Raw genomic sequence first — 24,969 nt, forward strand, 5'->3', positions numbered from 1 at the left:
AACGGCGAGCGCCAGTGGCCCGCCAGCCCTCGCGGGTCCTAAATGACCTGTTCCGCCTCCTGTAGGTAGGCCAGGCCAAGCTTCACGTATTCATCGGCTGCCCAAGCCAGTTCGGCGACTTCCTCATCGGTCAACGTTCGCACGACACGGCCTGGCGCACCAATGACAAGGCTTCGCGGCGGGATGACTTTTCCGGGAGGAATCAGCGCACCGGCCCCGATCAGGGACTGTTTGCCGATCTGCGCCCCGTCCAGCACCGTGGCGCCGATTCCGATCAAGGCCCCATCCGCGACGCTGCATCCGTGCAAGCGAGCCTGATGGCCGACGCTTACGCCATCGCCGATGATGACGGGATGCCTTGGGTCGGCATGCACGACAACGCCGTCCTGGAGGTTGGTCCGGGCCCCGATGGTAATCGGTTCCACGTCCGCACGCAGTACCGCGGAGAACCATACGGAACTGTTCTCTCCCAGTGTCACGGCGCCCACTACAGTCGCATTGTCGGCAAGGAAGCAGGACTTGCCGATCGACGGTATCGATTTGCCAAAACGTACCCGCATCACGCCGCCTTCCGTGGGGAAAATTCGTTACGCAATCTCGCGGTCGCCGTGCTATCCAGTGCGCCATCGTGGCTCACTACCACGGCATAGACGTCACGCGCACGCTCGATGCTCAAGTAACCCTCGGTCACGTCCTTTCGAACCAGCTCGGGGTCTCGGGTATGCGGGTCGCCGTAGCCTCCGCCCCCGCAGGAGTAGGATAGGATGGTCTCGCCGTCGCGCAGTGTGATGACGCCGCCGGCCGGCAGGGCTTCGAGATTGCCGGATCCCAGGCGTCGCTGCTGCGCGGAGTTAGCACCGGCGAGACCGCCACGGACGCCCTTGGGACTGTTGACAGAGCCATCGCTGACATAGCCAATCTCCATTTCGCAACCGCGCGGGCCGAACTCGACAAACATGCTTCGCGCACCGTTGTGGCGACCGGCTCCCTCGCTGTCGGGTACAAAGCTGCGAGAGCGAACAAACAGAGGGTGGCGCATTTCATCGAGTTCGACACTGTCTTGGAAGCACAGGCCCGCGTTACCAACGTGTCCGATGGTCTGCCATGCGTCGGCCATCGGCCCCGCGGCGCCGCCGGTGAAGCCAAGGAACAACTGGTTGATGAAACGGTGACCCGTACTGGGGTCGATGCCCGAAATCACACCGATTGCCGGTGGGATCACGGCACCGCATTCAGCCAGTCCGGCGCCATCTGCCATCTCGGCCACGGCGGTCTGCACGGCATTGGCGACGCGGTCGGCCATATTCGTGGTGGCGACTGAACACGAGGTGGGATGCAGCGGGATGCCAACCACGCAGCCTTCGCGCAAGCGAATATCGATGCGGCGGAAGGACCCTGAGTTTTTCGGCACGGTGTGCTCGATACTGTTGAAGACGCCGACCATCGCCGCCGTGCGTGCGCACGCTTCGCTGAGATTGAGACCGCACGGCAGGCAATCCGGGTTGTCACGCAGATCCACCGTCACCTTGCCATTGGCGGCATCCACTTCGATCTCGGCGCGGATCGTTACGCCTTCCTCCGGCATGCCGGGGAATAGCGCGTCATGAGTGCTGGTGCCCGTCCCTCGACCGGGAGTCAGGGACTGAATGGCGCTTATCATGCGCTGCTCGGAGTAATCCAGGTAGTCGACTGCATACTGCTCCAGTCGGTCCCATCCGAGTTCTTCACCGATCGCCAGCAGCTCGCGCTCTCCAATGCGGGCGGCACCGACCATCGCGAGATAGTCGCCCCACCATTGTTCGGGCACGCGGATGCGCATTTTGCACATGCGCACAATATCGTCGATATTGCTGTAGTCCTGCTGCACCTTGACCGCGGGGAAGATCAAGGCTCCCTCATGGTAGATGTCGCGGGCACCGCCCATATAAGTGGTTGGCTCCGAGTTGCCGCAGTCGGCCTGGTGCGCCTTGGCGACCACCGTGAAGCGGTGAACGCCCTGGTCGTCAATTACAGGCACCAGGATTGTGTGGTCGGCCGGGTGAGAGCAGCCGTGATAGGGTGAATTGTGCAGGAATGCATCGCCACGGCGCAGTTGCGGGTGAAACTTTTTCATTGTCGCGCTCATCATGTCCGGACCGCTCAGCACATGGATGGGTAGACTTTCGGCAGCCGCCAGCAGTTGGCAATCCGCGGTGACGATGCAGCAAGAGAAGTCCCGCGCGATATTGAGCACGCCGGACCGACCACTGCGAAGCAATGTATTGGCCATCTTGCGGGCGACGCCTTCAAGCCGGTTGGTAATCAATGCGAGCTGGACGCCATCCGTGGCGGGACGCTCGATCGTGTCTCGTTGCATGAGTGGCTCCTGATTAATCGCGGCCGGGAAAAATAGAAAGACTGCCGCTCGCCCGACGCGTGGCGCTCGCGCCGGGGTTCAACACGACAGTGGTAAATGACGACTCGATGATGGCGGGCCCGTGGACCGTTTCGGTGGAGTCAAGTGCTTCGAAGCGGACCACGGCAGTGTCGACATAGCCCGCGCCCTCAAAATAGGCTTTGCGAACGGGATTTGCTATCGGGCGCGCGATCGAGTTGGCAAGCGTGCCGCCCTCCTGCGCACGGATGCGGCAGGCAACCGTCGCTCGCCATCCCACGATTTCAATGGGCGAGTCTGCATCGCGGATAGCAAAGACTTCCTCGTGGGCCCGGTGAAAGCCTTCAACGAGCGCGGAAATGTCCGCCTCCGAATGTATGCCATGCGGCGGCAACTGAACCTCAAGTTCCCATACCTGCTCCGGATAGCGTGCCTCTGCCCAGAGTGTTACGGTCTGAGCCAGGGAGCCCTCACCTGGCCCATCGATGAATTCCTGGCAACGACCAGTGAGGTCGTTTAGGACTTCCCGCACGCCAGCGAAGTCAAACGCATCGCTTCGCGTGAAGAAGGTGGCGTGGTAATGAGACGTCAGGTCGGACATCATGGCGCCGGCAGCGCTCATGGTGGCACCGACTTGCGGGATGACTAGGCGGGGTGAACTCAGGCGACGTGCAATCAGTACGGAATTCAGTCCGGCAGCGCCACCGCCGCCAATGAGGACGGCCTCGCTTGGGTCGATACCCTGGTTGATGGTGATGTCGCAGATGGCCTGCACCATGTTCTCAGTGGCAATGCTGATGATGGAGGCCGCGGCAGCTTCCACTGACATGCCCAGCGGGGTAGCGATATTGGCCTGAATTGCCTCACGAGCAGCGGCCGCATCCAGTTTCATGGTGCCGCCGAGGAAGAAGTCGGGGTCGATATAGCCCAACGCGAGCGAGGCATCCGTGACTGTCGGCAACGTTCCGCCCCGGCGATAGCAGACGGGGCCCGGCACGGCGCCGGCACTGTTGGGGCCAACGTGCAGCATGCCGCCACTGTCTACCCAGGCGATGGAGCCACCGCCTGCGCCCACGCTTTTCACGTCCACCGAAGGGAAGCCCGTCATGACGCCGCGGTAGGGCGCGCCGATCCAGGTTTCCTGGGACCACGGTACGCGGCCGCGGCGCACCAGGCTGACATCGTAGGTCGTGCCGCCGGTGTCGGCCACGATTGCCGTCCCGGTGTCTTCGTCGGCCCGCGCGAAGTAGCGGCCGGAAACGGGGGCCATCGAAGGGCCGGAATTGATGAGATGAATGGGCGCGTCCGCGACGTGGTCCGCATCCATGACGCCGCCCTGCGAGGTGACCACGACGACGCGTCCCGGGAAGCCCGCTGACTTGAGCCGGTCCACCAGCGTATGCATGTAGGCGCGCATCATGGGCTTCAGGGAAGCATCGATGCAGCTGGACGAGGCCCGACGGAATTCTCGCGGAATCGGGTTGAGCCGGTGCGACAGCGTGAACGGCACGCCGGGAAGTTGGGTTTGAATGAGCTGCGCGATCCGCAGTTCGTGTGCAGGATTCACGATCGACCACAGCAGGCATACTGCAACGGCTTCGATCCCTGCGCGTCGCATCTCATCAAGGGATCGGATGAGGGCGGCCTCGTCCAGTGGCTCCAGCTCGGTGCCGTCAGCCAGGATGCGGCCAGGGACTTCCCAGGTGAGCGCCCTTGGCACAAACGGATCGGGGTACGCCACCGTGAAGTTGAACGGCTCCAGGCGCCCCCCCTCCCGCAAGGTAAGGATATCGCGGTGGCCAGACGGCACGATCAAGGCCGTACGCGCCGTGTTGCCCGTGATGATGGCGTTGATCGCGTGAGTGGTCCCATAGATGAACATCTCGCCGCGCGACAACATGGTGTCGCGCGCAAGCCCAAGGCCGTCGGCGGCAACCTGCAGGGCATTCAGGACTCCGCTGATAGGGTCCGACGGCGTCGTCGGGGACTTGAACATATGCAAGTCGCCGGCCTCATCCTCAACGATGAGGTCGGTGAAGGTACCGCCTGTGTCTACTGCAAAACGCATGAACTGTCTCCTGTGAGCCAACCCGGTGGGGCGTCGCCTCATGACGCCGCCAGCGAGATCAGTATATTTACTGCTCTTTGTGATCACAACAACATCGTCAGAAAAACGGAAAAAATAAGGGTAAACCACTAACCAAATAAGGAAAACTGCGGCGAAGCTGAAATTATGTTTGATTTGTGATCACAAAACGATTACCTTTGCTCCTGAGCGAGACCCCGGCCGAAAGACGGCCGACGAATTCAGAACGGAGGAGCAGGAAAATGCACGACACAACGAAAGTCGCCATCGTTACCGGCGGTTCACAAGGCATTGGCGAAGCCGCCGCAAGGAAGCTTGCGGCGGAGGGCTTCCGCGTCGCCGTAGTTGCCAGCGCGGACCAGGCGAAGGCTGGCAAGGTTGCGGAAGCCATCAATGCCAAAGGGGGCGATGCGGCGGGTTTCGCATGCGACGTCCGTAATCCCGACGCGGCCCGCCGGCTTATCGCGGAGGTTCACGACGCGTTCGGCCGTATCGACGTTCTGGTGAATGCCGCGGGAATCTTCAAGCCGACACCGGCTGGCAGTTCCGACGCCACGCATGTCAACCAGATGATTGACACGAACCTGAAGGGCACATGGAACACCATTGACGCGGTAGTGCCTGTGTTGAAGGCCAACGGTGGGGGGCGAATCGTCAATGTGGCGTCGGTCGCCGGGCTGACCGGGTTTGGCTCCTATGCGATCTATTGTGCGACGAAGGCCGGCATCATCCTCGTGACGCGTGCCTTGGCCTGCGAACTGGGCCGTGAAAACATCAACGTCAATTGCGTGGCGCCCGGCAATACGGCCACCGCCATGAACGACGACATTCGCAATGAGGCTGCCATGCAGGGGCTGCGCGATTTCATGGCGGCACGTACGCCCAGCACGCGAACGTTCTCCGAGCCTGAGGACATCGCTGGCGCCATCGCATTCCTTGCTTCCGACGCCGCGCGCGCCATGCACGGCAGTTGCCTGTTGATGGACGAGGGCATATCCGCCGGGCTGTGAAGGCGTGACCGGGTGTTCGAATCAACGAAAAGAAGGCATTTCCGAGATGAAAGAAAGAGTCCTGGTGACGGGTGGTGCCGATAGTGTCGGCCGCGTTATCGCAGAGCATTTCCGCGCTAGAGGCGCGCTGGTGCACATCTGTGACGTACGTGGCGATGCGCTGGCCGAGACCCTGCGCGCCAACCCCGGCATGACCGGAACGGTCGCCAATGTGGGCAAGCCCGATGACGTTGCGAGAGTAGTGTGGGAGGCCGAGCGCCAATTTGGCGATATCTCGGTCCTCGTGAACAACGTCGGCATCGCGGGCCCCCGAGCGGTGATCGAAGATATCTCCGACGAGGCATGGCGCGAGACACTCGACGTCAATGTTGGCGCGATGTTCCAGTTCATGAAGCGTGTCGTCCCCGCCATGAAGCGGCACCGTCATGGCGCAATCATCAATTTCTCGACCGGGTCCACGCGTACCCGGCTGCCAATGCGCACGCCCTATGTGGTGTCAAAAGCCGCAGTCGAGTCGCTTACCTTGAATGCAGCCCGCGAGCTGGGTCCGTTCAATGTTCGTTGCAACGCGATCCTGCCGGGCATGATCGACAACGACAGGATGCGGCGAATCGTCGCCAACATCGCACAGGAATCGGGGCGCGCCGCCGACGAAGTGGAATCGGACTACCTGAAGTACATATCGTTGCGCAGCAAGGTTCAGCCAGAAGACCTTGCGCAGACCGTTCTCTTTCTCGCGTCGGATGCCGCGGCGAAGATTACCGGCGAGCTACTGGCCGTCAGTGGAAACGTCGAATGGGAGATCTGACAATGTCACGAAAAGTTATCCTTACCTGTGCCGTAACAGGAAACGCTCCGTTTAATCCCAAGCATCCTTCGATGCCGATTACACCGGCACAGATTGCTGATGCCTGCGTGGAGGCGGCGAAGGCCGGTGCTTCTGTCGCGCACGTTCACGTGCGCGACCCCAAGACGGGCGGAGGCAGCCGCGATCCGATGCTATTCAAGGAGGTGGTCGATCGGGTACGCTCTTCGGGTACGGACATCGTGCTGAATCTCACCTGTGGCCTAGGCGCGTTCCTGCTGCCGGATCCCGAAGACGAATCGAGGGCGCTACCCGAAAGTGACGTCATCCCCGTGGCTGAGCGGGTCAAGCATCTCGAAGATTGTTTGCCGGAAATTGCCTCACTCGATATTACGACTGGAAACCAGGTAGAAGGCAAACTCGAGTTTGTCTACCTGAATACCACTCGAACCCTGCGTGCGATGGCTCGGCGTTTCCAGGAACTCGGTGTCAAGCCGGAGTTGGAGGTATTCGGTCCCGGAGACATTCTGTTCGGCAAGTCGCTAATCGAGGAGGGCCTGATTGACGGAGTGCCGCTCTTCCAGATGGTGCTGGGCGTCCTGTGGGGGGCGCCGGCGAACACGGAGACAATACTTTATCAACGCAACCTCATTCCACCGAATGCCCAGTGGGCGGCCTTCGGTATTGGACGAGACCAAATGCCAATGATGGCGCAGGCAGCCTTGCTGGGCGGCAATGTGCGTGTTGGCCTGGAGGACAATCTGTACCTGAGCCGTGGCGTTTTTGCCACCAACGGTCAGCTTGTCGAGCGTGCGTGCAGCGTGATCGAGCACCTGGGCATGTCCGTCGCCACACCGGCTGAAGCCCGTGACATCATGGGCTTGTCTCGACCCGCCTAGCGGGGCAGGGACGGGGTTCATGCAAGAATCCTGTCCCTGGCGCCAGCCATTCTCCGTGAGCGGATCGAATGGCATCGCACATCACTCAGCCTTGCCCGTTCAGTAGCCGAAGAATCTCCTCGTGCACGCGAACGTCGCCGCAAGCGACCACGGCCCCGCCGTGTTGAGGGTCGCCGCCCGTCCAACTTGTCATGATCCCGCCGGCGCCTTCGATAATCGGGATCAGGGCCTGCACGTCATAAGGCTGCAATCCCGCCTCGACCACTGCGTCGACCTGGCCTGCGGCGACCATGCAATATCCGTAACAATCGCCGCCGTATCGCTGCATTTTGGCCGCCCGCGCCACGCGCTGGAAAGCCTCCCATTGCTCACCGGCTTCAAACATGTCGGGAGTGGTACAGAGCAGCTTGGCATCCGAAAGCGACTTGCAGGACCGCCCCCCCAATAGCTTGCCATTCAGCCAGGCCTGCTTGCCGTCACCGGAAAAGCGCTCGCGCGTGAATGGCTGATCCATGATTCCCAGTACCGGATGCTGGCCATCATTGAGTGCGATCAACGTCCCCCAAAGCGGCAGCCCCGTGATGAATGCACGCGTCCCGTCAATGGGATCCAGTACCCACGAGAACGGCTCCGTCCCGGCAATTCGCTGTTCCTCTTCGCCCAGAATGCCGTGGGTGGGATAGGTACTTCGGATCAGTTCGCGCATGGCACGCTCAGCTTCCCGGTCGGCTACGGTAACGGGATCAAAGCGTGTGGCGCCTTTGTCCACCACTTCGAATACCGCACGAAAATAGGCGAGCGTGACAGCGCTGGCTGCATCGGCCAGGCGACCGGCAAAGGTGAGAAATTCGGCTTGCTGATCTGCGTGCATTGGCATAGCGATTTAGACGTGCAGCATAGAGAAATCGTGCTCGCTATTGTAGTCCTTGGTGTCAGGCCGGAACATGTTCAGGCATCAATGCGCTGTCTCCGCGTCTTCAGGCAGGAGCGGGGCGAACGCCTTAGCGCCACCTCATTTCCGGCTTCCTTCGATTCGCCCCGCCGCTAAGTGCCCGGAAAAGCGAGACGGAGGTGGCGCCGGTGCACCGTTTCGAGCCCCCAGGCGTCGGTCGGTGTAGCACCACACTGATATCGAGATAGGCCGCGGCGCCCTTACGGCAGCGACAATGGCCTGCGACCAAGATAGGCCTACGACCAAGATACGCCCTTGTAGGAGACTGCGCCAAAGCGGGGGCGAAGTCCTTGACTCCAGCTCCGAGGCCAATGAGCCACCTAAAATGCGCTAATGGCTACCGATCCTCGACCCCTCCCGTCTTACAACTCCGAATCACGCTCCGCGGCTTGATCAGGAAGTGTTGCCGCTCGGTAACAGCCATCTCCATCAGGCGTCACGAGGGACCGCGCGGACGGTCATGCTCGTCGTCTCTATACGACCCATAGCCGCCGGCGGCGATCCCTTCCCACAATGACCGAAGCTGAACATAGCGGACGGTCGTAGTCGACAGCAGTGCTGGGAGTGACGCAAGTGTCGTGATGCATTCTTTACAGGCGCCAGTTGGCCGGCTAGTGGCCGACGTGTCCGTTGTTCTTTGGCGGCTGTATCGCGGTAAGCCTCGACAAGTCGAGGCGGATCAAAGAGACTGCCCGGACTTCATCGGCGGTCGTGGGACTCGGAGGCTCGGGAGAGCCATGGGTCATTGAACCGCCTGCGCTTCCATACGGTGGCTCGGCGGCCTAGTTTCCTTTACGCACGGTACGAAACCGGCAGCGCGAGGGCGCCAGTGCGCCCATTCCGAGATCACGATGTACGGGATGCCAGGTTAGTCGGCAACGACTGGTGTGACCCCGCCGCCAAACACCTCGCCGATACCCACAACCAACCCTTACGCAGTCGACATCAGCCCCGCCGCACAGATTTCGCGCTCAACCAACCGTCAGCGCGATGCGGCTGAAGTCGAACAACAGCGTCAGATCGACCCGTTTGTTGTTCAGTTTCAGGGTTCACTCGTAGTTCTCCTGAACGAAATGCCGCCTGGTGGAATTGACGCGCTTCGGGAACAGTCGGGCGGTCGTCGCCAATTAGCGAACGGCAACGGAGGATGCGTCACATTGCAACCGCGCGAGAGGCGGTTACGCGCATCCTTCGTCTCGTTGGCGCGTACCGTGGTGCAGGTCCGACGCCGACATTTCACTCATCGCCCACTGTCGTGGCGAGGTTGGCGCTGCTGCCGGCCCCGCCTCAATGAGAGGCGACCGTTCCAGGAGACATCCATGAGAAATCGGCTTTGCGCCGGGCGGCTTGCGTTCGCCCCCATCGCGCGCGCTTCAGCCACGTCATTGCTGGCGTGGCTTACCCTCTGCTTGGCAACCGCGGGCCTGGCAGGCTGTGGGGGCGACGGCAGTGCCACCGCTTCATCGGGCAGCAGCACGGCCACCCCATCGCCGGGCACCGGGACAACCACCACCACGTTACAGGTGGTGGCGCCCGTGGTGGACTGCGCGAAGCTCGCCTCGGTAGACCTGACGGACATCGGCGGCGCCGGCAGCACGATTGCGTCGGCCACGGTCACCACCGCAACCGTCAACGGTGCATCGGTGCAGTTCTGCACGGTCAAGGGCACGCTGGCGCCGGCGAATACGTTCGAGGTGGCACTGCCAGTCAGCACCTGGACGCAGCGCTTTGCCGAACTGGGCTGCGGCGGCCTGTGCGGTAACCTCAGTGATCCGACCAAGCAGAGTTCATTCAGCTTCAGCTACAACTGCCCGCTGGTGCAGCAGGGCGGCTTTGCGACGGCGGCAACCGACATGGGGCACACCGGCGCGGATGCGACGTGGTCTACAGACCCGCAGAAGCAGGCCGACTTCGCCTATCGCGGCCAGCACATCACCACACTGGCGGCCAAGAAGCTGATCCAGACCTACTACGGCCAGCCACAGAAGTACGCGTACTTCGTAGGCTGCTCCGATGGCGGGCGTGAGGCGCTGATGGCCGCGCAGCGGTATCCGAACGACTACAACGGCATCATTGCCGGCGCGCCGGCCGCGCACTTCCAGACCCAGAATTCGCTGTATCACGGCTGGAACGTGATCTCGAACAGCACCACCGGCGACAACACCGGCAATGTTGTGCTGTATGCGGACAAGGCCCGCGTGCTGCACCAGGCCGTGGTGGCGGCGTGTGGCGGCACCAGCGGTGCGCCTGATGGGCTGCTGGCCGACCCGCGCGTCTGCCACTTCAATCCGGTGTCGATCCAGTGCGCGGCGGGCGCCACCGACACGAGCAAATGCCTGACGGCCGCCGAGGTCGCCACCGCCAGCCAGATCTACAGTGGCCCCTTCGATACGACCAATGGCAAGCGCATGCTGGCCGGCTCGCCGCAATTCGGTTCGGAAGCCAACTGGATCGGCGTAGAAGTGCCAAGCTCGAATTCGACCGACCGGGCCGTGCCCGTGACGAGCTTGTTCAGCAACATGATCGTGACCGGGGCCTACAACCTGATCTTCACGGGCTCGCCCACCATGCCGAACATCAATACGTTCGGCTATCACGACGCCAACTTCTTCGCCGACTACCTGCGGGCCAACCATTCGCTGAACGATGCGACCAACCCAGACCTGTCCGCATTCCAGAAGGCTGGCGGCAAGCTGATCCTGTGGCACGGCTGGGCCGACCAGCACATTTCGCCGCTGTTCACCATCGCCTACTACGAGGCGATGCAGGACACGATGGGGGCCTCCACCGTTGACGGATTTGCGCGCATGTACCTGGTTCCTGGCGTGAGCCACTGCGGCGGTGGCGAGGGCAATCCCAATATCGACCTGGTGTCGCGCGTGACCGCCTGGGTGGAGCAGGGCACGGCGCCTAACGACGTGATGACTTACCAGACCGATGCGACGACGAGCGCGGTGACCGCGTCGCGCCCCGTGTATCCATACCCGGCGATTGCCAAATACAAGGGCTCGGGCGACTGGCGCGACGGCGCCAACTACACGCAAGGCGCTGCGTTGTACAACGTCGCCACAGCCCCGTGGGCGGGCTCCAGCTTCTACACGCCGTACGCGGCCCAGGTCCGAGGCGCGCCGGCGCCCTGACCTTTGTCTATCCCCCTCTCCGGTTGTATGGCAGAGGGGGCGCAGGCCTACCGCGTGATTGTTGAATCAATTTCAAGGGAACGCCGTCGGATACTCCCTATCGACCCACACAGGAGACTCCGATGAGCAACCGCAAGCGCCGCTGATCTAGCACCTCTTGCCGCCGACGACGCGTTCGCCCGCCGTCCAGTCCGGCGATGTATGTTGTAGGGATCAAGCGGGTCGCCAGCCTGGAAGGTCGCTTCCAATGGCTTCCCAGACCGGTCATTCGATTCTCAGCCGATTCATCTCCCCCCGGCGCGCAGGCATTTTGCAAAGAAGTGTTCAATGATCTCCGGACAGGCGCGGAAGTTGCCATGCCATGCCATGGTCCACGGCGGACCGTACCCCACGAGGTCGGACATTAGAACAGCTTTGGTCGGCTATCAGGACGCAACCCGAACCGCAAATTCCCGTTTCGTGGCGGGCTTTGGGAGGAAGGGCCGTGGCCAGGCTGCCGCTCTACGAAAAGCGAAGATGGCACGGCCACTATGGAGCTAGATATGGAGCTAGAAATCGAAAGGCAAGTTGGGTGGACCCTCGAGACTGACGGGCCGCAAGAGTGCAGAGGGGCGTTCTACGTCATCCCAACTCGGCTATGCCAAAAATCTTCCAGCCGTCTGGCTCTGGTGCGCCACTGCAGAGGGACTTGCTTCGATGCTGTAGGGCACCTTGTATCAGATACGCCGGCATCCCGGTCCGTGTGCCAGGTTGGCTGACAAGCCGGCGTACCGGCTAGGCCGGCGTGTCAGCGCGTCACGCCTCGTCGGCGCCGCTGTACCAGTCGACGGGCTGATCCAGATAGACCAGGCCCTTGTCGGCCAGGCCGGGGCGCATGTTGTACATGTCCACCCCCAGAACGCCCGATGCCAGCTTGTCCCGCTTGGCCGCCTCCAAGGCTTCGCGCTCGGCTGCCTTGCGGGCGATGTCGGCGGCGTGCGGACGAGCCACTACGACCACGCCGTCGTCGTCCGCCACGATCACGTCGCCCGGGCGCACCTGCGCACCGGCGCAGACCACCGGCACATTGACTGCGCCCAAGGTTTCTTTGACCGCGCCTTGTGCCGACACCGCGCGGGACCACACCGGGAAGCCCATCGCATTGAGCGTCGATACGTCACGGCAGCCCGCGTCGAGGATCAGGCCCCGAGCGCCGCGTGCCTTCAGCGACGTGGCCAGCAGGTCGCCGAACACGCCGTCGGTGCAATCGCTGGTCAGCGCCACCACCAGGACGTCGCCCGGCTGGATCATCTCCACGGCCACGTGGATCATCCAGTTGTCGCCCGGATGCATCAGGGCCGTGACGGCGCTGCCGGCGATGGCCGTACCCGACTGGATCGGGCGCAGGTACGGCTTCATCAGGCCAGTGCGGCGCTGGGCCTCGTGCACTGTCGCAACGCCGGACTTGCCCAGCGAATCGATGTCGCGCGCCTCGGCGCGCAGGATGTTGCGGTAGGCAACGTTTCTCATGCCAAAACCTCCGATACTTGCGGAAACACGCGGGCATAGCCCTCGCCGTATTGAATCTTGCTGTCCGAATTGCGCGTGGCCTGCGCGCCGCGCTGCAGCGCCACGCGGGTGTAGTACTCCCACAGATGCTCCTGCGCGGCCATGGTCGTGAACGCCCGCTGCTTCTTCTCCCAGACGGATGAAATGTCCAGCAGCACGTCAGGCTTCCAGTTGCACTGTTCGGGCTGATGCGGCTCGAACAGGAACACCGGCGGCGCGCCAATCACCGGCACTTCGGGCTTGTAGCCGTGGGCCTGGGCGATGACCCGCGCTTCCTGCGCCACGTGCGTGGCCAGCGGATGGTCGAAGTTGTAGATGTCCTCGCGCGAATGGCTGAGCACCAGTTCCGGGCGGATCTCGCGATAGATATCGGCCAGGCGCAGTAGCGCCTTGTCAGGCACGCGCAGCGGATAGTCGCCCAGGTCGAAGCATTCCAGCGTGCCGCCCAGGATGTCGGCGGCGCGCTGCGCTTCTTCCAGCCGCGCGGCCTTGACGCTCTCGATCGTCATGCCCGGCTGGCGCCACATCTTGGCCGATTCGCCACGCTCGCCGAACGACAGGCACACGATGCGCACGTGGTAGCCGCGCTCGGCGTACAGCGCGATCGCGCCGCCTGCACGCCAGACAAAGTCGGCCGCATGGGCGCTCACCACCAGGATCGACGGCTGGGTTGCTTGGGGTTGGGACATCGTAACTTCCTTAAATCTGTAACTGTAGGAACGTCAGTCCGCGGTGATGCCGGCCTTGCGGATCACGTTGTTCCACGTCGTGGTCTCGGTTTTTACGAACTGGCCGAACTGTTCCGGCGTGCCCGACACGATCGTCACGCCAAGCTGGCCCAGTTGCTTCTTGACCTCGGGGTCGGCCAGCGCGGTGTTGGCGGCGGTGTTGAGTTGTTTGATGATCGGCGCGGGCGTCTTGGCCGGCGCCACCAGGCCCCACCACACCGACGCGGTGAAGTTCGGTAGGCCCTCTTCCTTGGCCGTCGGCACGTTCGGCAGTTGCGCCGAATGCTGGGCACTGGCCACCGCCAGCGGACGCAGCGTGCCGGCCTTGATATGCGAAACTACTTCTAGCGGATTGATGGGCATGAACGTGATGCGCTCGCCGATCAGGTCGGTAATCGCGGGCGCGCCGCCCTTGTAGGGCACGTGCAGCACGTCGATGCCGGCCGTGTCCTTGAGCATCTCGCCGGCCAGGTGGCCCGAGCTGCCATTGCCAGCCGATGCGTAGTTGAGCTTGCCCGGCTGCGCCTTGGCCTGTGCCACCAAGTCCTTCAACGACTTGAAGGGCGACTTGGCCGGCACCACCACCACCAGCGAAGCTTCGCCGATGCGCGCCACGGGCGCGAAATCGGTGGTCGGGTTGAAGCTGAGCTTGTTGAACAGTGCCGCATTGGTGGCCAGGCTGTTCGACGCCATCATGATCGTGTAGCCATCGGCCGGAGCCTTGGCGACGTAATCCATGCCGATATTGGTGCTGGCGCCGGGCCGGTTGTCGACGATTATCGGCTGTTTGAGCAGTTGGCTCATGCGCTGGCCTACCGAGCGGGCCACGATGTCGACCGCGCCGCCGGCCGCGTACGGCACCACCAGGCGGATCGGCTTGTCCGGATAACTGTCGGCCCGCGCCACCGTGGCGCCCAGCGACAGGGCTGCCACCGCGGCGGCCATCAGCGTTGCCAGTGCCGGGCGGCTGTCACCCTGCAGATTACGAATACGCACGAGCCCGCGCAGCATGCAAGTCTCCATATGTTGTAAGGATGTGCTCGCATTCTGGGTCGCCCCCGTGATACTGTCCAATACGTTTTCAGATTGCTTGTTATTCCGAAACCCTATCAATGGACTTCCGCCAACTTCGCTATTTCGTGGCCGTGGCCGAGGCACTGAGCTTCAGTGAAGCCGCACGGCGACTGCATGTGAGCCAGCCGCCGCTCAGTGTGCAGATCAAGGCGCTGGAAGAAGAACTGGGCAGTGCGCTGCTGGAGCGGTCGCGTCATCACGTGGCCCTGACACCCGCCGGTGAGCTGTTTCTGGACAAGGCACGCGCGGCGCTGGCGAACCTGGACCAGGCGCGCGAAGTGGTCAAGCAGGTGGCTTCGGGCGAGGCCGGAGAGATCCGGGTCGGGTTCACCGCGTCGGTGCCGATGCAGGACATCTTTCCGCGTGCCGTGCATGCGTTCCGCGAGGCGCACCGCAATGCGAAGCTGGAACTGGTCCACATGTCCACGGGACAGCAACTGCAGCAATTGGAGAACGGCGAGATCGATATCGCGTTCCTGCGCCCATCGCCGCAATTCCGGCCGCCGGCCAGCATTGCCGTGCGCGAGGTACTGGCTGACCGGCTGGTGGCGGTGGTGCCGGTAGCTCATCCGTTGGCGGCGGGCCAGCACGAGATCGACATCGGCGCGCTGTCTGGCGAACGCTTCCTGCTGTTCCCGCGCGGCCTGGGCTGCGGCCTGTTCGATCACGCCACCACGCTTTGCAACCGCGCGGGGTTCGCGCCCAACGTCGCACAGGAGGCGCGCGAGGCCACCACGATCATCGGCCTGGTGGCCAGCGGCGCTGGAATTTCGGTATTGCCGCAGATCTATGCTCGGACGGGCATTCCGGGCGTGGCCTACTTGCCCATCGCCGGCCCGGACGCCGCCAGCCGCATCCTGATGGCGCATCGCGCCGAAGCGTTGTCGCCGATCATGAAGCGATTCGTGGGGTATTTCTGAAAGGCGGCCGCTTCCCGCCTGCCGATCCTGCCACGCTCGGCTTGACCAGGATCCTTGAAGTTGGCTCGATCACCCTTGGACGGTTACGACTTGCTGCTTGTCCACTGCGTGCCGCTGCTTGTTCCGCCAGCCACGGAATAGAGTGCGCCCGGCGCATTGCGCGTCTTCTGAAACTCTTCCAGCGACTGTCCGCGCATGGCCGCGTAGATGTGCAGGTTGGACACCCCGCTCACTGCACCGAGCTTTTCCAGCAGGAAGAAGATCACACCGTAGTGAATCATGCCGCGCCAGTCGCGCCGCGTGATGAGGTCGCGCTCTTCGTCGGCCAGGCCGGCCGCATCATAGGTGGCGACCGGATCGCTCCGGAAACGTTTGCGGAAATCCGGGTCGATGAGCTGGTGCAGATAGCGGTTGATCCGATACGCCCGCACGCTGCGTTCGAGCGTGAACGGGTACGTGCCTTCGAGTTCCTCGATCCCCTCTAGTTGGTGGCCGATATGTTGCCGCTGCTGGGCGGCGCGCGCGCTCACCACGTCGGCGGCCTCGGTGGCCACGTTCTCGTACACCGCCACGGCGATGCCGGTCATCGACGGCAGGTAATAGTCGCGATGCAGGCAGCGCACGTCGCCCATCGCGCCTCGCATGACCATCCACATCACTACCTCGGCGCTCTCGAAGCCGCCACGCTTTGCGAATTCGGCATGCGTGATGTCCAGCAACGTTTGCGGCTCGCGCTCGAACAGGTCCAGGAATTCGTGATCCCACGCCGTGTTGTTGAAGCCCGCGCGCTCCCCATGCACTTGGTGAGACAGTCCGCCGGTAGCAACGATCGCTACCTTCAGGTCCTCGGGATAGCTTTCGACGGCACGGCGAATCGCCTGGCCAAGCTTGAAGCAGCGGCGCGCGGACGGCGCCGGGAACTGCAACACCCCCACTTGCAGCGGCAAAATCTTCACCGGCCATGCACCGTCGTGCGGCAGCATCACCGACATCGGCGAAAAACAGCCGTGATCGAGCGCCTTGTCCTGGAAGAATGACATGTCGAACTCATCGGCCACCAGAGACGCGCCAACGTGCCGGGCCAGCTCAACGTGCCCATATGCCGGCGGCAGGTTGCGCGGGCCGCCCCCCTCGTCGGCGGCCTCGTATTTCTCGCCGATGCCCAGTGCGAAAGCAGAGTAGTGATCGAAAAAGAACGACGTGACATGATCGTTGTAGATCACCAGAAGCACGTCTGGCCTCTTTTGCTGCAGCCACTCGCTCACGGGCGCGTAGGCCGCGAAGATCGGGGCCCATGCGGGGTCCTGCTGCTTGCCCGCGTCCAGTGCAAAGCCGATGGTGGGCGTATGGGAGGAGGCGATTGCGCCGATGATGGTGGCCATAAGTCAGTACGTCACGCTGTGACCGCGCGAAGCTGTGCACGCTTGGTCGAAACAATGGAAATCGCTGCCACGGTCGCGGGGATGGCCAGGATGGCGATCACCGCGCTGAAGCTCCAGCCCATCGAAAGCAGCAGACCACCGGCCATGGAGCCCGTGATGCTGCCGAATCGGCCGATGCCGAGCATCCAGCTCACGCCGGTGGCTCGCACCAGCGTCGGGTAGCACTGCGGTGCGAACGCGTTCAGGCCGGTCTGCGCACCGCTCATGCAGAAGCCCGCCAACAGCACATAGGCCGCGAACATCGACGACATCACGCTGCCTGAAGCCAACAGCAGGATAAAGACCGCGCCCGTCACATACGCCACACCGATTACGCGATGCGGCGCAAAGCGGTCCATGCAGTATCCCACCACCAGCGCGCCAACGGTGCCGCCGAGCTGGAACAGTGCAGTCAGGTTGGCGGCGCGTTCGATCGGCAGGCCGGCGTCCTTGATCAGCGTGGGCAGCCAGCCGCTGAGCAGGTAGATCACGAGCAGGCCCATGAAATAGGTCACCCACAGTGCCAGCGTCATGCCGCGATAGCCCGTGGACAGCAGGGTACGCACTGGCTGCTTGCCCGGCACGGCCGGCTCGCTAATCGTGAAGGTCGTGCCTGCGGCAATCTCGCTGCCCACCACGCGCCGCAGCGTACGAGCGATGTGTTCGGGCGAAGCATTGCGCGCCACCAGGAAGCGTGCCGATTCCGGAATCAGCAAGATGTACAGGGGCAGGCAGACCAGCGGGATCGCTCCGCCAACGATCAGCACGGCGCGCCATCCGTGCTCGGGCAGGATGGCGGCGGCACCGAAGCCGACCAACGCCGAGCCGAGGTTGAAGCCCGTGAACATCGTGGCAAGCAGCATGCTTCCCGAACGCTCCGGTACGTACTCCGACAATAGCGTGGTGGTGCTGGGCATTGCCGCACCCAATCCCAGGCCGGTCAGAAAGCGCAGCAGCGACAACTGCGTGGTGTTTTCCGCGAACGCGCACAGCAGGTTGAAGACGCCGAAGAGGAAGACCGAGCCGATCAACAGCTTCTTGCGGCCGAAACGGTCAGACATCGGACCTACCAACAGTGCCCCAATGGCCAGCCCAATTGGGGCGGCGCTCATCACCACGCCGAAGGCGGCCTTGGATATACCCCACTCCTTGGTGATGCCCGGCGCCAGAAAGCCCATGATAGCCACATCGATGCCATCGGTGGCGACGATCATGAAACACAGTACCAGCAGCAGCCACTGGTAGCCTGACATCTTTCGTTCGTTGATATGGGCCCGGATATCGAGCCGTTGGATGGTCATGTGCCGTCTCCTGGCATAGCCCCGCCGAGCATGCTGCGGCGGAATCTTGTTATCGGTAAGCTAATCGCCGCATGGGCGGATGGCCGCGCACCCCCTGTGTACGGCAACGGCAGTCTACGTTCGGGCGGGGTCTGCAGTATTGCTTTGTGGGGCGGCCCGCGTTGCCATTTACTTATCGGAACGGGTTTCCATAGATTGGCTGGCCTGCCGCAGCGCGGCGATCAGGGCATCGGCGCCCGGAGAGAGGCGTGCCCCTGCGCGTGTGGTGATGCCGATACTGCGCGTCGTGTCGGACAGCGGCAGGTCCAGTTCGACAAGCCAGCCGGCCTCGATCTCGTGGTGCAACTGGTGCGCCGACAGCGCGGTGACCAGATCGCCCTGCAGCAGCAAGCCGCGCACCAGAGCCAGGTCACCCGTTTCCACCAGCGGTTGCGGCAGCGCCAGCCCGCGCGATGCGAATACGCCATCCAGCGCCTGCCGCGACGGCGATGCGGCGCGCGACAGCACCCAGGGATAGGGCTCCAGGTCGGCAAGAGTGATGCGCTTGCTGCGGGCCAGCGGATGCGAAGCACGCGTGATCAGCGCGATACGGTCGGTAAACAGGACTTCCGTGGCAAGTCCTTGCGATGGATGCGGTCGCAATGCGCCCAGGATGAAATCGATGCGCCCGCTCAGCAGGCCCCCGGTGAGTTCTTCGTAAGGGCTTTCCAGCGAGCGGAAGCGCAGCCGCGGATGCCGGTGATGGACGTTGGCGATGGCCATGGGCAGCAGCAGCGTGCGGCCGAGCGGCAGCGCGCCGATGGTCACGGCGCCTTCCAGCACCCCTTGCAGCGCGGCAATATCGGCCCGGATGTGGCGCAGTTCGGCCAGCGCGCGCTCGAACCGTACCACCCACCGGCTGCCGGCATCTGTGGGCACCATGCCGCGCGCGGTCCGCGTGAAGACGGGCTGGCCCAACGCATCCTCCAGCCGAGCGATGGCCTGGCTCACCGCCGATTGCGAAACACCCACCGACGCGGCCACGCTAGGCATATGGTGTACCTCGGCCAGCATCACTGCTACCTCCAGCCGGCGCTCGTTGTGCAGGGCTTCGAGGCTGGCTACGGTGACGCCGGGCCGGGTGCGCAGACGCACCGCTTCGTCGCGCACCTCACGCAACGCCGCTTCGATATGGCGCGCGCGTTCCAGCACGATCTCGCCGGCGCGGGTTAGCAACATGCCCCGACCTTTGCGTTCGAACAGCGCCACACCGAGCGTCTGTTCCAGCGCCGCCACCGACCGCGCAATGGCCGACGAAGCACGGTGCAGCGTTTCGGACGAACGGCGCACGCCCCCGGCCGCGGCCACGCCGGCAAATACGTGCAGGTGATGCAGGCTGACGGTCTCCATATCGCTATTGTCGTATCGGTGTGGGCAGGGCGCCTACGGGCGATAAGCAGATTAGAACAATTGTCGTGCGAGATCGCAACCAAGGACTTGTACCGGGCGCGGATACTGCGGGCACCCGACAAATGCCGAGCCCGCCTACGCTAAACCCGCCATGACGCCATGCCTTGATTCTGATCTGCGCGGCATTCCTTGCACCCTGATGCGGGGCGGTACGTCGCGCGGACCGTTCTTCCTGGCCAGCGACCTTCCCGCGGACACCGCCGTACGCGACCGCGTGCTGCTGGCGGCCATGGGCAGCCCCGACCCGCGCCAGATCGACGGACTGGGCGGCGCGCACCCGCTAACCAGCAAGGCCGGCATCGTGGCACGCGGCACGCCGGGGCAGGCCGATCTCGACTTTACGTTCGCGCAATTGCAGCCCAATGCGGACACCGTGGACACCACGCCGAACTGCGGCAACATGCTGGCCGCGGTACTGCCGTACGCCATCGAGCGCGGGCTGGTGGCACCGCAGGGAGACTTCACCCGTGCCCGCGTGCTGACACGCAACACAGGCATGCTGTGCGACGTCACGATGCAGACTCCGCAAGGCGTGCCGCGCTTCTGTGGCGATGCTCGCATTGATGGCGTGCCGGGCACTGCATCGCCCATCGTGATCAACTTTCTCGACACGGCCGGCTCGGTGTGCCATGCGCTGCTGCCGACAGGCAATGCTGTCGACTGCCTCACGATCATCGACCCCGTAACCGGGAAGCCTCTCGCCATCGATGCCACGCTGATCGACAACGGCATGCCCATGGTGCTGATGCGCGCGGCAGACCTAGATCGCACGGCCAGAGAATCCGTCGCCGCCCTGAATGCCGACACCCCGCTCAAGCAGCGCATCGAGGCCTTGCGGCTGGTTGCCGGCGAGATGATGGGTCTGGGCAATGTGGCGCAGAAAAGCTATCCCAAGATGTGCCTGATCGCAGCGCCGCGCACCGCCGGAAGCATTGCCACGCGTTGCTTCATCCCACGCGTCTGTCATGACGCCATTGGCGTACTGGCTGCCATCACGGTGGGCACGGCGTGCGTGCTTCCAGGCACGGTCGCGGAAGGAGTGGCCGTGGTCGGCGCAGGCCCGGTCCACGCCATCAACGTCGAACATCCCACCGGCGACTTCGCAGTGGAACTTGAAACCGATCTCGCCGATCCCGGCACGATACTCCGCAGCGCGCTGATCCGTACGGCGCGTCCCATCATGCGCGGCGAGGTACTGGTCCCGGCCAGCGCCTGGCTGCTCTGAGCTCTCTGTTTATGATCATTGATTGTCACGGGCATTTCACCACCGCCCCGAACGCACTGGAAGCTTGGCGCAAGCGCCAGATTGCCGCGCTCACCGCACCAGAGCAGGCGCCGTCCATCAGCGACCTGCACATCAGCGACGACGAACTGCGAGAAGCCATCGAAGGCAACCAGTTGCGCCTGATGCGCGAGCGCGGCGCCGACCTGACGATTTTCTCGCCGCGCGCCTCGTTCATGGCGCACCACATCGGCAACTTCGAGACCAGTGCCACGTGGGCCGCGATTTGCAACACGCTTTGCCATCGCGTCAGCGAACTGTTCCCCGATCACTTCGTGGGTGCCGCCATGCTGCCCCAGTCGCCGGGCGTGGATACGCGGAGTTGCGTGGCCGAGCTGGAACGCTGCGTGCTCGAGTACGGCTTTGTCGGTGTGAACCTGAATCCCGATCCCTCTGGCGGCCACTGGACGTCGCCGCCGCTGTCCGACCCGTACTGGTTCCCGATCTACGAAAAGATGGTGGAGCTCGACGTGCCGGCGATGATCCACGTCAGCACCAGTTGCAACGCCTGCTTCCACACCACCGGTGCCCACTACCTGAACGCCGACACCACGGCTTTCATGCAGATGTTGACCAGTGACCTGTTCCGGCGCTTTCCCACGCTGAAGTTCGTGATTCCCCATGGCGGCGGCGCCGTGCCCTACCACTGGGGCCGCTTCCGTGGCCTGGCGGAGGAAATGAAGCTGCCGCCGTTGCAGGAGCATCTGCTGAACAACGTGTTCTTCGATACCTGCGTCTACCACCAGCCCGGCATCGACCTGCTGACCCGCGTGATCCCCGTGGAAAACGTGCTGTTTGCCTCCGAAATGATCGGCGCGGTGCGTGGCATCGACCCCGAGACCGGACATTACTACGACGACACCCGCCGCTATATCGACGAGGCTGCGTTGTCGGCCCAGGAACGGCACCTGATCTATGAAGGCAACGCACGTCGTGTCTACACGCGCCTGGATGCGCGGCTGAAGGCGCGCGGCATGTAGGCGGACCTAGTCGCGCGGCACAGACCGAACAAGAATATCAACGGAGGAGAAAACGATGAAACTGCGCCACCTGGCGTTTCCGATCGCGCTCGGGCTGCCCGCCCTGGCGCAGGCTCAATCCGTGACGCTCTACGGCGTCATCGACACGGGCATCGAGTACCTGAATCACGTCGGCACCGCCGGGAATTCGGTGGTGAAGATGGCCAACCTGAGCGGCACCGTGCCGTCGCGCTGGGGCCTGCGCGGCACCGAAGATCTCGGCGGCGGCATGAAGGCCAACTTCGTGCTGGAATCCGGCTTTGCTCCCGATAGCGGCGTCACCAACCAGGGCGGCCGCCTGTTCGGCCGGCAAGCATGGGTGGGCCTGAGCGGCAACTGGGGCCAGGTCAGCCTGGGCCGGCAGTACACGATGCTGTTCTGGGCCATGCTCGATACCGACATTCTCGGGCCCAACGCCTATGGTTCCAGTTCGCTTGACAATTACCTGCCCAACGCCCGCGCGGACAACGCCATCGCCTACAAGGGCAAGTTCGGCGGGTTCACGGTCGGGGCGACGTACAGCTTCGGCCGCGATTCGGTCAATGCGGGGCCCAGCCCATCTGGCACCAACTGCGCGGGCGAAACCCCCGGCAACATGACCACCTGCCGCGAATGGTCGGCCATGCTCGGCTACGAGACCAACTGGTGGGGCGTGCTCGCTGCCTATGACTCGCTGCGCGGCGGCCCGGGCGCGTTCGCCGGCCTGACATCGAGCGAGCTCAAGGACGATCGTGCCACGGTGGGCGGCTATGCGCTCGTAGGCCACGCCAAGATCGGCGCCGGCTGGCTGGCGCGCCGCAACGGGGCACTGGCCACACCGCGCAGCAACATGTACTACGCAGGCGTCGCCTACGACATCACGCCACAGGTAACGCTGTCAGGCGAAGCGTTCTACCTTGACTACCGCCACAGTTCCGACCGTGCATGGCTCGGCGCCGTACGCGCCAGCTACGCATTCTCGAAGCGGACCTCGGTGTACTCGACGTTCGGCTACATCGACAATGGTGGCAAGCTCGCCCTCTCGGTGGATAGCGCATCGACCGGTGCCAGCCCGGTAGCGGGTGGCACCCAGCTTGGCGCGATGCTCGGCGTCAAACACGTCTTCTGACCTCGTCGCGACACACGGGGAGCTCCAACTGCCCACACTCCGTTAGTGCTGACGGGTGTGGGATTTTTTTTGGTTGGCTTTGCGAAGAGCCTTGCACTGGATAAAAGCTATGTACTAATCCACGGCAGCGCGTTACTAGGAGGTTTGGTTCGGTTCTGACGTACCGGAACCGCACCGTCCGTTTGCGCGGGGTCGTTGGTGCGCAGGCATGATTGGACGGATTTGTAGGGGTATCCTAACGACTAAAGTGGGCCTATTCGCTGCCATTGGCAGCGGGTGGCCTCGCCTGAAGGCACTTGCGTTAACGTCGGACGTAAGCCTGCCCGGCCTGGAAGGAATTCCGCTGGCCAAGGACGTGGCGCCTGGTCTTGTCGCCAAGGGCTGGTTCACGATCTTCGCACCCAAGGGTACGCCAGTGCCGGTGCTGGATCGCGTCAATGCTGCCGTCAACCAGTCATTGACGCAGCAGGCGTTTATCGACCGGCTCAAGGATCTGGGCACGTATCCGATGCCGATGTCGCGGCCGGAAGGCGCAAAGTTCATCGAAGCCGAGAAGCTCCGTTGGGAGAAGGTGATTTCGGACGCAGGCGTGAAGCCCGAATGACGCCGGCCCGGTCCTGACCTTCCTTCGGAGAACACATGCGAGCTCTTCTTTCGCGGGCCGGGGTTGGCCCGGTCAATGCCCTCCGCGTGCTTTGTGCTTGGACATGCGCGGCGCTCGCCGTGCTGGCTGCGACTTCCCATGCAGAGCCGGTCGGCCAGACGCAAGGTCACTCGGTGGCGCAGTCCGGACCCAGCCTCGTATTGCTCGGAACGGCCGGCGGCCGGACGTCGTGGCGTGGTTCACAATCTGCAGGAATCTCATCCGCAGTAGTAGTCAATGGCCAGGTTTACCTCGTGGATTTCGGCGCGGGCTGGCTGCGACGCTACTTCCAGGCGGGCTTGGGTGCGCCGCCGCCAGGGCGGGGCCTTGAGACATTGCGAGCCGCGTTTATCACCCATATGCACGCGGACCACATCGTCGACTATCCGTCGCTATTCCTGTTTGGCGCGTCGGACGGCTTGGCAGAACGGCGTCAGAAACTCACGGTGATCGGGCCTGGCTCGCGCGGCAAGCTGCCACCTGCTAGCGGCGGCAAGGATGGTCTGGCGGACATCGTAGCCCCCGAACAGCCGATGCCTGGCACCGTTGCCATGACCGAAGCGCTATACCGCGCTTTCGCGGTGGACATCAATGACAACATTCTGGATAGCCGCAAGCCGAGTCCCCATAGCCGTGTCAATGTCATGGATATCACGCTGCCGGCTGGTCTTGACGTTGATCCCGATCGCGATCCGGCGCCGACGATGGCACCGTTCGAGATCTACCGAGATGAGAACGTCAGGGTGACAGCAACGCTGGTGAAGCATGCGCCCGTCTATCCGTCATTCGCGTATCGGTTCGACACCGCGAATGGGACCGTTGTCTTCTCAGGCGATACCAGCCCGGACCGAAATCTGATTCGGCTGGCGCAAGGCGCTGATGTGCTGGTGCATGAAGTGATCGACACCGCCTGGGTGGATGCCCTGTACCCGAAGCCCCGAAGCGCGGCACAGGAAGCCAAGGCGCACCATCTTGTGCATGCGCATACCGCTGCATCGGATGTTGGTGCCGTCGCCGAAGCGGCTCACGTCAAGACCCTCGTCCTGTCGCATCTGGCTCCCGCCGACGGTGACCCCGGTCGATGGTCAGCAGCCACTCAAGGCTTTTCGGGGAAGGTGATCGTTGGTCGCGATCTCCAGTGGATTCCTCTTGTAGCCCCCGCACCCGAGCCGGAATAGCGCGCAGCTAAGACGCACAAACTTTCCAAATT

20 protein-coding genes are annotated in these 24,969 nt (G+C 63.3%); 10 read left to right on the top strand and 10 right to left on the bottom strand.

The window, feature by feature from the left end:
• Positions 1 to 38: 38 nt before the first annotated feature.
• Genes AC3WL8_RS18885 through AC3WL8_RS18895 form a run of 3 tightly spaced genes read right to left on the bottom strand, consistent with a single transcriptional unit; the run spans position 39 to position 4,442 of the window.
• Positions 39 to 560 carry a gamma carbonic anhydrase family protein gene (locus tag AC3WL8_RS18885; protein ID WP_492378570.1) on the bottom strand — a complete coding sequence of 174 codons (522 nt, stop codon included), beginning with the start codon at positions 558 to 560 and terminating at the stop codon, positions 39 to 41.
• Positions 560 to 2,356 carry a hydantoinase B/oxoprolinase family protein gene (locus AC3WL8_RS18890; RefSeq protein WP_492378571.1) on the bottom strand — a complete coding sequence of 599 codons (1,797 nt, stop codon included), beginning with the start codon at positions 2,354 to 2,356 and terminating at the stop codon, positions 560 to 562. The genes AC3WL8_RS18885 and AC3WL8_RS18890 overlap by 1 nt, the downstream gene beginning before the upstream one ends.
• A 13-nt stretch (positions 2,357 to 2,369) precedes the next feature.
• Positions 2,370 to 4,442 (bottom strand): hydantoinase/oxoprolinase family protein, encoded by a 2,073-nt coding sequence (locus tag AC3WL8_RS18895; protein ID WP_492378572.1) that lies wholly within the window; start codon positions 4,440 to 4,442, stop codon positions 2,370 to 2,372.
• 260 nt (positions 4,443 to 4,702) lie between these two features.
• Between AC3WL8_RS18895 and AC3WL8_RS18900 the strand changes: the two genes are divergently transcribed.
• Genes AC3WL8_RS18900 through AC3WL8_RS18910 form a run of 3 tightly spaced genes read left to right on the top strand, consistent with a single transcriptional unit; the run spans position 4,703 to position 7,174 of the window.
• Positions 4,703 to 5,470: an SDR family NAD(P)-dependent oxidoreductase gene (locus AC3WL8_RS18900; protein WP_492378573.1), complete on the top strand. Its 768-nt coding sequence runs from the start codon at positions 4,703 to 4,705 to the stop codon at positions 5,468 to 5,470.
• 46 nt (positions 5,471 to 5,516) lie between these two features.
• On the top strand, positions 5,517 to 6,278 hold the full coding sequence (locus AC3WL8_RS18905; RefSeq protein WP_492378574.1) for an SDR family oxidoreductase: 762 nt from the start codon (positions 5,517 to 5,519) through the stop codon (positions 6,276 to 6,278).
• 2 nt (positions 6,279 to 6,280) lie between these two features.
• Positions 6,281 to 7,174: a beta-keto acid cleavage family enzyme gene (locus tag AC3WL8_RS18910; protein ID WP_492378575.1), complete on the top strand. Its 894-nt coding sequence runs from the start codon at positions 6,281 to 6,283 to the stop codon at positions 7,172 to 7,174.
• 85 nt (positions 7,175 to 7,259) lie between these two features.
• Here the strand turns inward: AC3WL8_RS18910 and hisN are convergent, their stop codons facing one another.
• Positions 7,260 to 8,045, bottom strand: coding sequence for a histidinol-phosphatase (gene hisN, locus AC3WL8_RS18915; RefSeq protein WP_492378576.1), 786 nt, complete (start codon positions 8,043 to 8,045; stop codon positions 7,260 to 7,262).
• 1,400 nt (positions 8,046 to 9,445) lie between these two features.
• On the opposite strand from hisN, the gene AC3WL8_RS18920 reads away from it, so the two are divergent.
• A complete protein-coding gene (locus AC3WL8_RS18920; protein WP_492378577.1) occupies positions 9,446 to 11,266 on the top strand; it encodes a tannase/feruloyl esterase family alpha/beta hydrolase in 1,821 nt (606 codons plus the stop codon).
• 795 nt (positions 11,267 to 12,061) lie between these two features.
• On the opposite strand, the gene AC3WL8_RS18925 is transcribed toward AC3WL8_RS18920, so the two are convergent.
• The 3 genes from AC3WL8_RS18925 to AC3WL8_RS18935 are packed head-to-tail and all read right to left on the bottom strand — an operon-like array spanning position 12,062 to position 14,553.
• Positions 12,062 to 12,775 carry a 4-carboxy-4-hydroxy-2-oxoadipate aldolase/oxaloacetate decarboxylase gene (locus AC3WL8_RS18925; RefSeq protein WP_492378578.1) on the bottom strand — a complete coding sequence of 238 codons (714 nt, stop codon included), beginning with the start codon at positions 12,773 to 12,775 and terminating at the stop codon, positions 12,062 to 12,064.
• Positions 12,772 to 13,503, bottom strand: a complete 732-nt coding sequence (locus tag AC3WL8_RS18930; protein WP_492378579.1) for a PIG-L deacetylase family protein — start codon at positions 13,501 to 13,503, stop codon at positions 12,772 to 12,774. Before AC3WL8_RS18930 ends, AC3WL8_RS18925 begins: the two co-directional genes overlap by 4 nt.
• A 33-nt stretch (positions 13,504 to 13,536) precedes the next feature.
• Entirely contained in the window at positions 13,537 to 14,553 is a 1,017-nt protein-coding gene (locus AC3WL8_RS18935) for a tripartite tricarboxylate transporter substrate binding protein (protein WP_492378580.1), read from the bottom strand.
• A 101-nt stretch (positions 14,554 to 14,654) separates the two neighbouring features.
• On the opposite strand from AC3WL8_RS18935, the gene AC3WL8_RS18940 reads away from it, so the two are divergent.
• Positions 14,655 to 15,536 carry a LysR family transcriptional regulator gene (locus AC3WL8_RS18940; protein ID WP_492378581.1) on the top strand — a complete coding sequence of 294 codons (882 nt, stop codon included), beginning with the start codon at positions 14,655 to 14,657 and terminating at the stop codon, positions 15,534 to 15,536.
• An 83-nt stretch (positions 15,537 to 15,619) separates the two neighbouring features.
• On the opposite strand, the gene AC3WL8_RS18945 is transcribed toward AC3WL8_RS18940, so the two are convergent.
• From AC3WL8_RS18945 to AC3WL8_RS18955, 3 genes are all read right to left on the bottom strand, one after another.
• Complete coding sequence (locus AC3WL8_RS18945) at positions 15,620 to 16,918, bottom strand: gallate dioxygenase (RefSeq protein WP_492378582.1); 1,299 nt, start codon at positions 16,916 to 16,918, stop codon at positions 15,620 to 15,622.
• Between the two features lie 11 nt (positions 16,919 to 16,929).
• Positions 16,930 to 18,258, bottom strand: coding sequence for an MFS transporter (locus AC3WL8_RS18950; protein WP_492378583.1), 1,329 nt, complete (start codon positions 18,256 to 18,258; stop codon positions 16,930 to 16,932).
• A 168-nt stretch (positions 18,259 to 18,426) separates the two neighbouring features.
• Positions 18,427 to 19,647, bottom strand: a complete 1,221-nt coding sequence (locus tag AC3WL8_RS18955; protein ID WP_492378584.1) for a LysR family transcriptional regulator — start codon at positions 19,645 to 19,647, stop codon at positions 18,427 to 18,429.
• 151 nt (positions 19,648 to 19,798) lie between these two features.
• On the opposite strand from AC3WL8_RS18955, the gene AC3WL8_RS18960 reads away from it, so the two are divergent.
• The 5 genes from AC3WL8_RS18960 (at position 19,799) to AC3WL8_RS18980 (ending at position 24,937) form a co-directional block, all read left to right on the top strand.
• Positions 19,799 to 20,932 (top strand): 4-oxalomesaconate tautomerase, encoded by a 1,134-nt coding sequence (locus tag AC3WL8_RS18960; protein WP_492378585.1) that lies wholly within the window; start codon positions 19,799 to 19,801, stop codon positions 20,930 to 20,932.
• 11 nt (positions 20,933 to 20,943) lie between these two features.
• A complete protein-coding gene (locus tag AC3WL8_RS18965) occupies positions 20,944 to 21,969 on the top strand; it encodes an amidohydrolase family protein (protein ID WP_492378586.1) in 1,026 nt (341 codons plus the stop codon).
• 55 nt (positions 21,970 to 22,024) lie between these two features.
• The gene (locus AC3WL8_RS18970; RefSeq protein ID WP_492378587.1) at positions 22,025 to 23,116 is read left to right on the top strand and encodes a porin; all 1,092 of its coding nucleotides are present in this window, start codon (positions 22,025 to 22,027) and stop codon (positions 23,114 to 23,116) included.
• Between the two features lie 208 nt (positions 23,117 to 23,324).
• Positions 23,325 to 23,720, top strand: coding sequence for a tripartite tricarboxylate transporter substrate-binding protein (locus AC3WL8_RS18975; RefSeq protein ID WP_492378588.1), 396 nt, complete (start codon positions 23,325 to 23,327; stop codon positions 23,718 to 23,720).
• A gap of 35 nt (positions 23,721 to 23,755) precedes the next feature.
• On the top strand, positions 23,756 to 24,937 hold the full coding sequence (locus AC3WL8_RS18980) for an MBL fold metallo-hydrolase (protein ID WP_492378589.1): 1,182 nt from the start codon (positions 23,756 to 23,758) through the stop codon (positions 24,935 to 24,937).
• The last annotated feature ends 32 nt before the right edge of the window (positions 24,938 to 24,969 follow it).

The organism is Cupriavidus sp. FW305-F7, assembly GCF_058782875.1.